Raw genomic sequence first — 13,765 nt, 5'->3', positions numbered from 1 at the left:
CACTGGAGATGATGGGGCGTCGATATCGCCGGTAACCCGGCGGCACAGAGGAGTCACGGAGACTCCGAAGGGTGCGCTACCCTAAGCCTTTGTGTAGCGGTAGTAAAGCGCCAAAATTCGAGGAATCAGGCTAATGATAGAGAAACGTGAGTCCAATCTGCACGAATTGTGCACCGTGTTGGACTATGTACGCTGGGGCGCCAGCCGCTTTAATGAGGAAAACCTGTGGTTTGGTCACGGAACTGACAACGCCTGGGACGAGGCGGTGCTGCTGGTGACCCATGCGCTGCACCTGCCGGTAGATAGCAAGCCGGAGATCCTGCAGGCACGCCTGACCATGGACGAGCGTCGCGCGGTGATGGAATTGCTGGATAAACGGGTAGAGCAGCGCCTGCCGTCTCCCTATCTCACCAATGAGGCCTGGTTCTGCGATCTTCCGTTCTATGTGGACGAACGGGTGCTGGTGCCCCGTTCCCCCATCGGCGAGCTGATTCGCCATCGTTTCGAGCCCTGGCTGCAGCAGGAGCCGCTGGCGATCCTTGACCTCTGTTGTGGCAGCGGCTGTATCGGTATCGCCTGTGCGGAGACCTTTCCCGGGGCACGGGTGGATGTCAGTGATATCTCTCCCGATGCCATTGAAGTGGCCCAGATCAATATCAACAACCATCAACTGAATGATGAGGTGCGGGCGGTACAGTCGGATCTGTTTGCGGGCCTGAAGGGCTGCAGTTACGACCTGATCGTCAGTAACCCTCCTTATGTGGATGCGCGGGATCTGGCGGAGATGCCAGCGGAATATCACGCGGAGCCGGGGTTGGCGCTGGGCTCCGGCGACGACGGACTCGATTTCACCCGTCGCCTGTTGCTGGAGGCACCGGACTACCTGCAGCCGGAAGGTGTGCTGGTGTGCGAGGTGGGCAACAGCTGGGAAGCGCTGGAGGAGGCCTATCCGCGGGTGCCGTTCTTCTGGCCGGAGCTGGAGGATGGCGGCCACGGGGTGTTTGTGCTGACGCGTGAAGATTTGCTGGCCTGTCGTGAAATGTTTGAGGCGGGTGCGTCTAGTTAGTTTGCTTCTCCTGCAGGTTTGGTGGCGGTGACGCTACCGGGTGCAGCCTTGTGAGACACGCCGTGAACCCATCCCTGGGGGCTCTTCTAAAACATCCCTGTTTTAGAAGGTCTCACAAGGCTGCACCCGGTATCGTCACCTTCGCGTCCAGTTCACTGTTTTACCCCAAGCCTAAGCCCACGGAATCCTCTATAATGCGCCCCCTTCAACGAATAATTGACTAGAGGTAGGGAATACCGGATATGTCGGGCAACACTTTTGGCAAGCTGTTTTGTGTAACCACTTTTGGCGAGAGCCACGGCCCCGCGCTGGGCTGCATTGTGGATGGTTGCCCTCCGGGACTGGAAATCACCGCCGAGGAAATCCAGCTGGAGCTGGATCGACGCAAGCCGGGGACATCCCGTTACACCACCCAACGCCGCGAAGCCGATGAGGTCAAAATCCTCTCTGGTGTGTTTGAAGGCAAAACCACCGGTACGCCCATCGGCCTGCTGATCGAGAATACCGACCAGCGCTCCAAAGACTACGCCAATATTGCCGAACAGATCCGCCCGGCCCACGCCGACTATACCTACTGGGCCAAATACGGCCTGCGCGATTACCGCGGTGGTGGCCGTTCTTCCGCGCGCGAAACCGCCATGCGGGTTGCGGCGGGTGCAATTGCCAAGAAATGGCTGAAGCAGCAGTTCGGAATCGAAGTGCGCGGATACCTGTCCCAACTGGGGCCCATCAAGGTGGAGAGTCTCGACTGGTCCCAGGTGGATCAGAACCCGTTCTTCTGTCCGGATGCATCGAAAGTGCCAGAGATGGAAGATTACATGCAGGCGCTGATCAAGGAGGGCGACTCCATTGGTGCGCGCATTTCCGTGCATGCCAGCTGCGTGCCCGCCGGTCTCGGCGAGCCGATCTTCGATCGCCTGGATGCGGACCTGGCCCACGCGCTGATGAGTATCAATGCGGTAAAAGGTGTGGAGATCGGTGCGGGCTTTGCCTCGGTGGAGCAGAAGGGCACCGAACACCGCGATGAAATTACCCAGGAAGGTTTCCAGTCCAACAATGCCGGTGGCGTACTGGGGGGTATTTCCAGCGGTCAGGAGCTGATCGCACATATCGCGCTCAAGCCTACCTCCAGCCTGCGTATTCCCGGCAAGAGCCTGGATACCAATGGCAACCCCATTGAGGTAGTCACCAAAGGGCGTCACGATCCCTGTGTTGGTATCCGCGCAACGCCGATCGCCGAGGCAATGATGGCGCTGGTGCTGATCGACCATGTGATGCGTCAGCGCGCGCAGAACGGTGACGTGGATTTTGGCCTGAAGATACCGGCGGGTATCCAGTAGATACCCACGCCCTGCTTACGATTGTCGTTGGCGGTCATGCTCGTGTGCCGCCAATGACATCACTGCTTCCGTCATGATACCTCCTTGGCCAGAAAACCTTTTCCCCGCCGGCCATTCCTTCGATTCCGAATCTCCATTTATCTGATCTCCTGAGTTGTCACTTCTTGCAACTCGTGGCTCGCACTGAATCTTCACCACTTGAACCCGTTTGGCGTCGGGAACGCCGGCTGATTAAACAGTGGCGCCTCGCTAATGACCTTTCCAGTGGTTAATGTTTGATCTCCTCTATTCTATTTTGTACGGATTGATTGTTTTTTATTCGGTTTCGTTTAGAGAGAATTCGTTACCAAGGAGAGGTACGAGTTATGGCATCCAGGATCAGATTGGTGGGCCTGTCGGGTATTGTTACCGGGCTGGCAATCACCGTATTAGCAATGGCGGGAAGGCCCGCACATTCAGAACCGGGAGATACCCTGCAGACTCCGGTTACACCGATGGAGCTTCCCGTTGAAGTCGAGATAGAGCTCAGTCCGGCGGGATCGCTGAAGCAGGCGCCGCTTTGGAAAGAGTTGTATCAGATGCTGGAAAACCCTTATCAGCCAGTAGAGCGGCGGCCTGGATTTGGTGTAGAGATGCCGGCACTTAACGTCTGGCCCCTGGATTACAACTTTCTCACCGGCCAGCCGCTGCGCCGGCGCACGTCCGATGGGGAGATTAGCTGGGATCTACCTGGCCCCCTGTTTGATCCCGATGAAACTGTGGCAACGGACGAGTTCAACGCACCGACTGAGCTCCGGTCGGTTATCGGAGCCTTGGTTGCCTGCCCATTGCCGACGCCATCTCTGCAGGACATTCTGGATGCCATCGCCCAGTGTCAGCAGAACCCTTTTCAATGTGCAGAGATCTTCGCGCAGCTTCAGCACCCATACTCTCTGGCAAATCCCTGTATCGGGGCCCCGCAAGGTTCGCTGGTAGTAACCAACCCGAACAATTTCTTCTTGCGCAACCAGCTGGGCTTTGCTGGTTTTACTGCGGATCCGCGTATTCCGCCAGACAGGACTGTGGTTGCGGAATCCGCTATCAATGGACTGGGGCAGCTTCTTGATGAGGATGGTGAGCCGGTTACCGAGCTCGAAGCGCCCATCAATGAAGAAGACTTTTTCCGCGAGGAAGAGGATGTGGCCGGTGTACCAGTACCGCTACAGGAGTATGTCGGGCGGTACGCTGCAGAGGTTCTGGGCAAGTCGTTTTTCTGGGACATGCAAGTGGGCAGTGATGGCGTGCAGGCCTGTGGTTCCTGCCACTTTCACGCGGGCGTTGATAACCGCACACGCGGTCAGCTGAACCCTGGTGTCAATGGGGGGGATCTCACGCTGCAGGTCAGAGGCCCGAACGAGAACGTTGTGCCGAGTGATTTCCCATTCCACAAACGCATCGATCCGGATGTTGTCGGGGACGGTATGGATCCAGCCATTGTGCTCAGTGATGCCAATGACGTGATGTCGTCGATGGGGGTGAGTGAATTCAAACTCTTCAACGACATTGTGCTGGGGAGCTTTTCTCCGGCCTACAACGGCGTCACAGCCCTGTTGCCCGATGACGGCACGCCGATGCCCGACCCGGTTCCGGTAAACCAGGGATTGCGGCGTGTGGAGCCCCGCAACACACCGACTTTCCATGGTGCAGCCTTCAACTTCGATAATTTCTGGGATGGCCGCGCGCGTTTCAACTTTAATGGCGGCAGCGTGTTTGGTCCCTCGGATCCCCAGTTCCATATTTTTATCGAGGACGAATTGGGTGAACTGGTCGGCGCCACCAACGGACATATTGATGATGAGCTGGAAGAGGAGGATCCGGAAGCGGCGGAACAACCAGTGCGAATCAAGTTCTCCAGCCTCGGCTCCCAGGCGGTAGGGCCCCCCCTCAGCGAGTTTGAAATGTCATTCCTCGGTCGCAACTGGCCGAAGATTGGCAAGAAGCTTTTGCAGGCTGGCGTGACGCCCCTGGCCAACCAGCTGGTGGCCACTGATGATAGCCGCCTCGGACCCTTCTCCAACCAGGGCGGTTCTGTCTGTACCGCCCTCGGCCGCGCGACCGCCGTCGATAAACCCGGGTTGTGTGTGTCCTATCCGGAGCTGATTGAACTGGCATTTGCCAGCGATTTCTGGGACGTGGACGACATGCATCTGGCCGGCGCCGAGTGTGACGATCCCTTCGATGCCTACTGCCTGAGCATCGCCGCCGGTGCCGCGGATAGCGCAGACACCAATCAGTTCACGCAGATGGAAGCCAACCTGAGTCTGTTCTTCGGTCTGTCCGTGCAGGCCTACGAGTCGCTCACGATTCCCGACGATTCCCCCGCGGACCGCTTCTTCGATATGAACCCCAATGCCGGTCACGGTGTGGGCGAACCGGGGGATCAGGCGGTGCTCTTCCCGACGCTGGTACCGGACCTGATGGACGATGGTGAGCTCAACAACTCTGTGCCCATCCCCACGACCGGGGAACTGGTGCTGATTCCGGATGACCCGTCCACGCCGGAGTATGACGGTTTCGGGCCTGATGAGGTTTTTGGTTTCGACATCTTTGCCGGTGCCAACCTGACCGCGGCACTGCCCGCAGGATCGCCACGCAACCCCATCCACACCATTACCACGGAAAGTGGCGAAGAGGTGGAAATTGCGGTGGGTTCCAATCCCTTTACCCGCAGTGCGAAATGCATGTTGTGCCACCTGGGGGCAGAGCAGACGGATCACAGTATCAATGTGGCCCACGGCCTGTTGAAAAACGACGCGGAGTTTGAATATCCGACACCTCCCCAGGTGGCTGACAACAACCCGGTCAATATTTTCCTGGATGGCCTGTTGCCCGCGCCGGAACCTTCCGGTGGGTTCCGTGCTGTCGGTGGTCTGATCCTTGCCGAGGAGACTACTGAAGGGGCGGCCCAGGATGCGGTGGAGGTGGAGCCCCGTAACTTCGCCACCTTCGACGACCCCGCTACCCCGTGGGACGACCGCGTCATTGCACAGCCCAGCAACTTCGCCTTCGGTGATCAGGGTGTATACAACATTGGCCTGCGCCCTTCAGCCGAGGATATTGGTCGCGGCGGCGACGATCCTTTCGGTTGGCCACTGTCACTGTCGGCGCTGACGCTGAAGAATATCGGCGGGCCCATGTACGAGCCCTGCGACAGCTCCACCGATGTCTGCGTGATGGCGAACTTCGATCCCTTTGACCTGGAGGCGACCTTCGAGGAAACCGGGGATGGAGAGGTCTTCCCTGGAACCTCTCACACGGTTCAGTCCATCAACCCCGGGTTCGAGCGCTCGCCGATCAACCCTTTGATGCCGGAATATATGGTGCCCTGGCTGCACGGTTTACCGGCGGGAGAGCTGCACCCGCAGATCGATGAGCTCGCGGGTATGGTGCCTAATACTCTGACTCCACCGAATGGCGGCCCTGCCATCGAATTTCCGGAAGTGTTGTTTGGTGCTGATCAGCACTGCGGTTTATACGATCCTGCTCAGTTCGGTTCAGGGCCGCCGAACTTCGGCTGGGGACCGTCCATTGGCGATCCTGATGACAGCGCCTGTCCGACCAACCAGTCCGGGGTTGCCGGCAACATGGACTGGCCGGTACATGGTACCTGGCCAGTGCCCAATCGCGTGATTCGCGACGGCACATTTAAGGCGCCGCCATTGCGCAATGTGGCCCTGACGGGACCGTACTTCCACACCGGCAGCTATCTGACTCTGCGTCAGGTGGTAGATTTCTATGTGCGCGGTGGCGACTTCCCGATTACCAATGCCGAGAACCGCGACCCGAATATCAATGACCTGATGAATCAGTCGTTCTCTTTTGGTCGCACCAACTCCATCGACGGAGACTTCGACAGCCTGATTGATTTCGGCTTCTTGCAGGGCTATTTCGCCGATGCGTTACCAGACCCGGTATACCGCTATGACGCCATGCCGGATACCGATCACCCGATCACGCCGGAGTATGCGACGCCGGAAGATGCCAAAGTGGCGTTGGTGAAATTCATGATTTCACTGACGGATCCGCGGGTCGCTTACGAACGAGCGCCTTTCGACCGGCCCGAGATCTTTGTGCCGATCGATGGTGAGGCGCCGGAGAATACCGGCGGCCGACAGCAGCTCCTGGACATGTCCGGGGTGCCCTGTGGCGAAGGATCAGCTGGTATCTGCTTCCGGCATATTCCCGCAGTGGGTGCCGGTGGCAATGCAACGCCGGTGTCGGGTTTCCTCGGCGTAACCAACAATCCCAACGCGGATTGTATCTCCGAGATCAGCCACTTCTGTCGTTAACCCGCTGCGCGCCCCATTCGATTCAGGTTGGAATTGGGTGGGGTGCCTGACATTTCGAGGGACTTATGAACAATAAAATTTCCCGGCTGAACCGGAAATTTTTTCTTGGCCTGTCGGTGTTGGTGGTTATTGCGTTCGCTGGCTGTGACCGGAAAGAGCCGCGTTCGGCGACGCCGGAAATCGTCGCTAGGGTGAATGGCGAGCCGATCACCTGGCTGGCGTTTGAGCGTATGCGGGCCAACCCCGCGCTAGTGGCAGAAAGCCAGCGCGCAGCAACGGGCAGTGAAACTTCCGCGCAATCGCTCGACCTGCAGGCGCTGCAAAGATTGATTGAATCCCGGCTACTGTTACAGGAAGCGAAAAGTCGCCAGTTCACCGTTGCTGAGAAGTCCGTGGACCATGCGGTGAAATCCATGCGGCACAAATTCGCGGACCTCAAACAGTTTGGCATCTGGATGCAGGCGCAGGGACTGACCGAGCCCGAACTTTTTCAAAGTGTCCGAGATGACATACTGGTAACTCAGGTGACGGCCGCGCTGGTACAGGACATTGCGGTCAGCGAGGACGAGGTCAAGCAGTTTTTTGAAGCGAATCGCGCAAACTGGGCATTGCCTGGCGATGTGCGCCTGCGGGTAATCGCACTCAACAGTCGTGCGGCGGTGGATACCATTGTGCAGCAGCTGCGCCAGGGCGCCGATTTTATTGCGCTTGCACAGCGCTATTCGATGGGTGCGCGATCTGCCACAGGCGGTGATATCGGTTGGGTCAAAGCGTTCCAGTTGCCGTCCCCGTTGCGAGAGGTTGTCGCGTCACTTGAGGCGGGGCAGGCCTATGGCCCGGTGCAGCGCGGTGAGGATTTTCTGGTGGTACGTCTGGATGAGCGCCGTCCGGATCAGATCCGTCCTTTCGCCGAGGTGCAGGCGGAGGTCAAGCAGCAGTTACTGATGGCTCGGCAGCGGGTGGCGATTGCGTCCTGGCTGGAGACCCAGAGAGCGCAGTCCAAGATCGAAATTTTCCTTCACGATGGTGCAGTAGTCCACGGCGAAGGGTGAATCACAACCCGGTAAATGCCCAGTGCCAACCACTAGGCGGGAGAACACGAAGATGGTAAGTCGATGGGTGATGTTTGCAGGTGCGATGCTTTTCTGCGGAGCTGGTGTGGCCCAGGAAGCACCGGAATTTGCCAGCGAGGAAGCGAAACTGAGTTACGCCTTGGGCATGGCGCTCGGAAAAAAACTGGAAAGCCACTCGATTGAGGTGGATCCAGAGTTGTATTTGCAGGGCTTGATGGATGCACTGTCAGGTGGAGCGAGTAAGATGACCGACGAGCAGGTGGCGGAGGCCATGCAAAGCTTCCAGCGCGAATTGCGTTTCAAGCAGGTGGCGCTGCGGGCGGAGAAATGGAAAAAGATGCAGGCCGCTGCGGCAGGGGACGCAGAACTGAAGGATATCAAGGTTTCGTTCAAGCTGGATCCACGATTGACACGCGGTGTGTATATGGGAGATCGCTGGGTATCTTTGCCAACCTATACCGGAGCGCGCCAGATCGGAAGTGAGTACACCTTGGAGGCTAAAGCCGCAGGATTGGTCGAGGAGGGTCAAGAGGTGCGGATCGTGCCGGAATGGAGCGTGTCGGATCCGGACATGGTCACGGTGACGCCGACCGAGAATGGTGCTGTGCAAATATCCGTATCGCAGGCGGGAGAAAGTCGTTTGACCGTCGCAGCGAATGGTGTTTCCAGGGAGTTGCGGATCAAGGCGGTCAGCGAAGATGGCGCCATGGTGGTAGAGGTTTCTCAATAGCTAGAGATGCGTCGTACCAGTATCAATACCCGCCGAGGGTTCCCACAGACAAAAAAGGCGGAGCGCCGAAAGCGCTCCGCCTTTTTTGTATCTGCTCGCCCGAAATTACAGGTGCAGGTTCAGGCCCAGGTAGGGACCTTTGATTTCCAGGTCGCTCTGGAAGGAATCCAGTTCTTTCACGTCCAGGGTCATGGAGCGATAACCGGCTTCGATGGCGAAATCCAGTGCAGGAACGAAGTCCCAGCGCACTTTGGCGGTCAGGTCGGTGTGGCTGTCGCCGTTGTAGCTGGTGCCGTTACCCTGAGCGATGATCGACCAGCCGGTGAAGGGCAGGTCGAAACGGGCCTGGCCGTAGACCATCGGCAGCACGCCGGAAAGTTCGATGTCTTCAGACTGGAAGTCGCTGGTTACGGACATGTCACCACTGTACATACGGGCTGTCAGGCCGACATCCAGGTTTACCCAGTTGTCCAGGATCTCGTAGTAGAGGGTGGCGTCGGTGTGGGTGAGGTTGATGTCACCATTGATTTCGGAGCCAACCAGAAAGGTCTCGTCGCCAAAGGTGACGCTCTCGCTCAGCATGGCCTCGCCATTGGTTTCGATGCTGCTGTGGGCAACGAGGATATTCGGGACCAGCGGGATCGGATGCTCGAGGGCGGCCTGGATGAAGGTGACGTTGTCTTCAGCGAGGGTGAACTCGTCCACGTTGAAGTCGTCCACGCCCACGGCGCCACTGTAGGCGGGTTTCCAGGCGCCCAGGGTGGCGTCAAAGCCGAGGATGGTGTCAGCGCTGGCGGAAACGGAAGCCAGTGCGGTGCAGATAGCCACGGTTATTTTTTTCATTTGGAGTCGCTCCGGTTGAATTCTGCGGCAGATTCTACAGGGATTTCATGAAATTTCCCTGAACCTGATGCGGGTTGGTCCTGTTTTGGGTCGATTTTGCGCACTGCTTGGCGTTCTGGCGGAACCTGAGGCCTCTTATCGGTCGGCAATTAGAGGCCTCGCGCCTCTTTGAACAGCAGTTGCTGCAGGGCATTGGCGGCATTGCTGAGCGTGCGGTTGCGGTGGTAAATGATGCCCAGGTTGCGCACGATGCTCAGCTGCGGCATGGGCAGTTCCGCAAGGCTGTCGTCGATCAGGGTCTTGGGCAGCACGCTCCAGCCGAGGCCAACGCCGGCCATCATCTTGATGGTCTCCAGGAAGTTGGTCGCCAGCTTGGCGGTCAGCTTGAGGCCGTGGGCGTCGAACTCGCGCTTGATCAGGCGCCCGGTATAGGTGTTCAGATCCGGCAGAATGGCCGGGTATCGGGCCAGTGCGGGCAGGTCCAGTTCCGGCATCTGCGCCAGGGGATGGTCCGGCGCGGCCACCACCACGCAGGGGTCGGGCCAGATGATCTGGGCATTGAGGTTGGGATAGTCCTTGAGCGCGAGGGTGACCACGGCGAGCTCATATTCCCCGGCCATCAGTGCCTCATAGGCCTGCTCGGAGTCGACGAAGTCGATATCCAGGGCGACATCCGGGTAGAGGTTGCTGAACTCCCGCAGTACCGGCGGCAGGTGGTGCAACCCCACGTGATGACTGGTGGCAATGCGCAGGCTGCCGCCGATGGTTTCTCCAAGGCTACGCAGCTCGTGTTCGGCATCGCTCACCTCATTAAGGATGTGACGGGCGCGGGGCAGCAGGGCGCGGCCGGCGTTGGTCAGCTGAAGCTTGCGGCCGATGCGGTCGAACAGCGGTGTACCCAGTTGCTGCTCGAGGGAGGCGAGGCGTTTACTGACAGCGGGCTGGGTCAGGTGTAGCTGCTCGGCGGCCTCTGAAACGGAGCCCTGTTCGGAAATGGCAAGGAAGGCTCTGAGCCACTGGATTTCCATGATGCTTTCTCTGTAGCGCTGCTCTCAGGTATTCCAAAAGCGAATGCGCCATATAATAAATATAAATTGATGTTATTCAATGCCCCCAATAGACTCCTGCATGTTATCCATAGAGGAGATGGGGCTATGGGCCATCCAGAAAACAAAAAACAGACGCTCTACGACAAGCTTTGGGAAGACCACCTTGTTAAAAGCCGCGACGACGGCACCGCACTGATCTATATCGATCGCCACTTGATTCACGAAGTGACCTCTCCTCAGGCCTTTGAAGGGCTACGCCTGGCTGGCCGCAAGCCCTGGCGTACGGATTCCGTGGTGGCGACGCCGGATCACAACGTACCGTCCGACGCCGCCGAGCGTTCCGGCGGTATTGCGGGGATCCAGGATGAGGTATCCCGTATCCAGGTGCAGACCCTGGACGAGAACTGCAATGAGTTCGGCATTGTCGAATTTGGCATCAATGATCCGGGCCAGGGCATTGTGCATGTCATCGGGCCGGAGACCGGCGCGACTCTGCCGGGCATGACCGTGGTGTGTGGCGACTCCCACACCTCTACCCACGGTGCATTGGGCGCGCTGGCGCACGGTATCGGCACTTCCGAGGTGGAGCACGTGATGGCCACCCAGTGTCTGATCCAGAAAAAGATGAAGAACATGCTGGTGCGCGTGGACGGTGAACTCGGTCCGGGCGTTACCGCGAAAGACGTGGTGCTGGCGATTATCGGCAAGATCGGCACCGCCGGTGGCACCGGTTACGCAATCGAGTTTGGCGGTTCCGCGATCCGCAGCCTGTCCATGGAAGGCCGCATGACTGTCTGCAACATGGCCATCGAAGCCGGCGCGCGCGCGGGCATGGTGGCGGTGGACCAGGTCACTCTGGACTACGTGAAAGGCAAACCCTATGCACCCAAAGGGGAGCAGTGGGACATGGCGGTAGAAAACTGGAGTCGTCTGCATTCCGATGACGGCGCGCACTTTGATGCGGTCGTTGAGTTGAAGGCAGAAGAAATCGAGCCGCAGGTCAGTTGGGGTACATCCCCGGAAATGGTGGCGCCGATCAGCGCCCAGGTGCCGGATCCCGCGGCGGAAAGCGACGCTACCAGGAAGTCCGGTATCGAGCGTGCGCTCGAATACATGGGGCTGAAGGCTGGCCAGAAAATTACCGATATCAATCTCGATCGTGTATTTATCGGTTCCTGCACCAACTCCCGCATCGAAGACCTGCGCGCGGCGGCCGCCGTGGCGAAAGGTCACAAGAAAGCGGACAGCGTGAAACAGGTGCTGGTGGTACCCGGTTCCCAGTCTGTAAAAGCGCAGGCGGAAAAAGAAGGGCTCGACAAGGTATTTATCGAAGCCGGCTTTGAATGGCGCGAGCCTTCCTGTTCCATGTGTCTGGCGATGAATGCGGACAAACTGGGTGCGGGTGAGCATTGTGCTTCTACTTCCAACCGCAACTTTGAAGGTCGCCAGGGCTACGGTGGCCGCACCCATCTGGTGAGCCCGAGCATGGCCGCTGCAGCGGCGATTGCCGGTCACTTTGTGGATGTGCGTGAAATGCAGAAGGAGGCGGTCTGATGAAAGCGTTTACCCAACATAAAGGCGTGGCTGCGCCGATGGATCGCGCGAATGTGGATACGGATCTGATTATTCCCAAGCAGTTCCTGAAATCCATCAAGCGCACTGGCTTCGGTCCGAACCTGTTTGATGAGCTGCGCTATCTGGACGAGGGTCAGCCGGGCCAGGATTGCAGTCAGCGTCCGGTAAACCCGGACTTTCCGCTGAACCACCCGCGTTACGAGGGTGCTTCCGTGTTGCTGGCTCGCAAGAATTTTGGCTGTGGTTCCAGCCGTGAACACGCCCCCTGGGCGCTGGATGATTACGGTTTCCGTGCGGTGATTGCGCCCAGTTTTGCGGATATTTTCTTTAACAACTGCTTCAAGAACGGCCTGCTGCCGATTGTTCTCGACGAAGAGGTCGTCGACCAGTTGTTCCAGGAGATGTACGCCGAGGAAGGCTACGCGCTGACCATCGATCTGGAAAACCAGCAGGTAATCAAGCCCAACGGCGAGAAGATTGCGTTTGAAGTGGACGAATTCCGCAAGCACTGTCTGCTGAATGGCCTGGATGACATTGGCCTCACCCTGGAAGATGCGGACGATATTCGCGCGTATGAAGCCAAGCGTCGGGAGCAGGCGCCCTGGCTGTTTGATGCAGTGAAGTAAGCGGCCAACAGAATAATTGGAAGAACGATGAGCAAGAAAATCATGATCCTTCCGGGCGACGGTATTGGCCCGGAAATTGTCGAGCAGGCGGTTGCGGTACTGAAAACTGTCGACGAAAAATTTGGCCTGAATCTGGAGTTCACCGAAGGCCTGATCGGTGGTGCGTCCATCGACGCCCACGGTGAACCCCTGACCGACGCGGAACTGGCCAAGGCCGGCGAGTGCGATGCGGTGCTGTTGGGTGCGGTAGGTGGACCCAAGTGGGATACCCTGGATCGCGCCATTCGCCCGGAAAAAGGCCTGCTGAAAATTCGCAGTGGTCTCGGCCTTTACGCCAACCTGCGTCCGGCGATTCTGTATCCGCAACTGGCCGATGCCTCCTCGCTGAAGCCCGAAGTGGTTTCCGGCCTGGATATTCTGATCGTGCGCGAGCTGACCGGCGGTATCTACTTCGGTGAGCCGCGCGGTATCAAAACGCTTGAGAACGGCGAGAAGCAGGGCTACAACACCTACGTCTACAAAGAGTCCGAAATCGAGCGTATCGCGCGCACCGCATTTGAAGCGGCACAAAAGCGTGGCGGCAAACTGTGTTCTGTGGACAAGGCCAATGTACTGGAAGTCACCGTACTGTGGCGCGAGGTGCTGGATCGCCTGGCGCCGGAGTATCCGGATGTAGAGCTGTCACACATGTACGTGGACAACGCTGCCATGCAGCTGGTGCGCGCACCGAAGCAGTTTGATGTGATGGTGACCGGCAACATGTTCGGCGACATCCTGTCGGACGCCGCCGCCATGCTCACCGGCTCCATCGGCATGTTGCCGTCCGCATCCATGAATGAAAGTGGCTTTGGCCTGTACGAGCCCTGTCACGGCAGTGCACCGGATATCGCAGGGCAGGGCATTGCCAACCCGCTGGCCACCATTCTTTCCGCCGCCATGATGCTGCGCTATTCCCTCGATATGGGGGAAGCCGCCGCGGCGATCGAAGCGGCTGTCAGCAAAGTACTGGATCAGGGACTGCGCACCGCGGATATCTACACTGAAGGCTCAAAGAAAGTCTCTACCGCGGAAATGGGCGCAGCAGTGGTGGCCGCTTTCTAGTAACTCTCTGGTAACGCTGATCGTCACATCGCTG

At 58.4% G+C, this 13,765-nt stretch carries 10 protein-coding genes; 8 read left to right on the top strand and 2 right to left on the bottom strand.

Annotated features, from left to right (window positions below; genetic code table 11):
- The first annotated feature begins 133 nt into the window (after nt 1–133).
- The 5 genes from prmB (at nt 134) to HUW35_RS18670 (ending at nt 8,537) form a co-directional block, all read left to right on the top strand.
- On the top strand, nt 134–1,066 hold the full coding sequence (gene prmB / locus HUW35_RS18690) for a 50S ribosomal protein L3 N(5)-glutamine methyltransferase (protein ID WP_181253701.1): 933 nt from the start codon (nt 134–136) through the stop codon (nt 1,064–1,066).
- A gap of 242 nt (nt 1,067–1,308) precedes the next feature.
- On the top strand, nt 1,309–2,406 hold the full coding sequence (gene aroC / locus HUW35_RS18685; protein WP_181253700.1) for a chorismate synthase: 1,098 nt from the start codon (nt 1,309–1,311) through the stop codon (nt 2,404–2,406).
- A 365-nt stretch (nt 2,407–2,771) separates the two neighbouring features.
- Nucleotides 2,772–6,734 carry a cytochrome c peroxidase gene (locus tag HUW35_RS18680; protein ID WP_181253699.1) on the top strand — a complete coding sequence of 1,321 codons (3,963 nt, stop codon included), beginning with the start codon at nt 2,772–2,774 and terminating at the stop codon, nt 6,732–6,734.
- Nucleotides 6,735–6,799: 65 nt separating this feature from the next.
- Nucleotides 6,800–7,786 (top strand): peptidyl-prolyl cis-trans isomerase, encoded by a 987-nt coding sequence (locus HUW35_RS18675; protein WP_181253698.1) that lies wholly within the window; start codon nt 6,800–6,802, stop codon nt 7,784–7,786.
- Nucleotides 7,787–7,838: 52 nt separating this feature from the next.
- Nucleotides 7,839–8,537: an FKBP-type peptidyl-prolyl cis-trans isomerase N-terminal domain-containing protein gene (locus tag HUW35_RS18670; RefSeq protein ID WP_181253697.1), complete on the top strand. Its 699-nt coding sequence runs from the start codon at nt 7,839–7,841 to the stop codon at nt 8,535–8,537.
- Between the two features lie 105 nt (nt 8,538–8,642).
- Here HUW35_RS18670 and HUW35_RS18665 read toward each other — a convergent pair whose 3' ends face one another.
- Nucleotides 8,643–9,380, bottom strand: coding sequence for a TIGR04219 family outer membrane beta-barrel protein (locus HUW35_RS18665; protein WP_181253696.1), 738 nt, complete (start codon nt 9,378–9,380; stop codon nt 8,643–8,645).
- 149 nt (nt 9,381–9,529) lie between these two features.
- Nucleotides 9,530–10,408, bottom strand: a complete 879-nt coding sequence (locus HUW35_RS18660; RefSeq protein ID WP_181253695.1) for a LysR family transcriptional regulator — start codon at nt 10,406–10,408, stop codon at nt 9,530–9,532.
- A gap of 126 nt (nt 10,409–10,534) precedes the next feature.
- Here HUW35_RS18660 and leuC point away from each other — a divergent pair, with 126 nt between their 5' ends.
- Genes leuC through leuB form a run of 3 tightly spaced genes read left to right on the top strand, consistent with a single transcriptional unit; the run spans nt 10,535 to nt 13,731 of the window.
- Nucleotides 10,535–11,983 (top strand): 3-isopropylmalate dehydratase large subunit, encoded by a 1,449-nt coding sequence (gene leuC, locus HUW35_RS18655; RefSeq protein ID WP_181253694.1) that lies wholly within the window; start codon nt 10,535–10,537, stop codon nt 11,981–11,983.
- Nucleotides 11,983–12,630 carry a 3-isopropylmalate dehydratase small subunit gene (leuD, locus tag HUW35_RS18650; protein WP_181253693.1) on the top strand — a complete coding sequence of 216 codons (648 nt, stop codon included), beginning with the start codon at nt 11,983–11,985 and terminating at the stop codon, nt 12,628–12,630. Before leuC ends, leuD begins: the two co-directional genes overlap by 1 nt.
- A 27-nt stretch (nt 12,631–12,657) precedes the next feature.
- On the top strand, nt 12,658–13,731 hold the full coding sequence (gene leuB, locus HUW35_RS18645; protein ID WP_181253692.1) for a 3-isopropylmalate dehydrogenase: 1,074 nt from the start codon (nt 12,658–12,660) through the stop codon (nt 13,729–13,731).
- Nucleotides 13,732–13,765: the final 34 nt, after the last annotated feature.

Source organism: Microbulbifer sp. YPW1 (assembly GCF_013367775.1).
GTDB lineage: Bacteria > Pseudomonadota > Gammaproteobacteria > Pseudomonadales > Cellvibrionaceae > Microbulbifer.
Note: the sequence above shows the minus strand (reverse complement) of the source record. Positions and strands in the feature narration are given on the sequence as shown.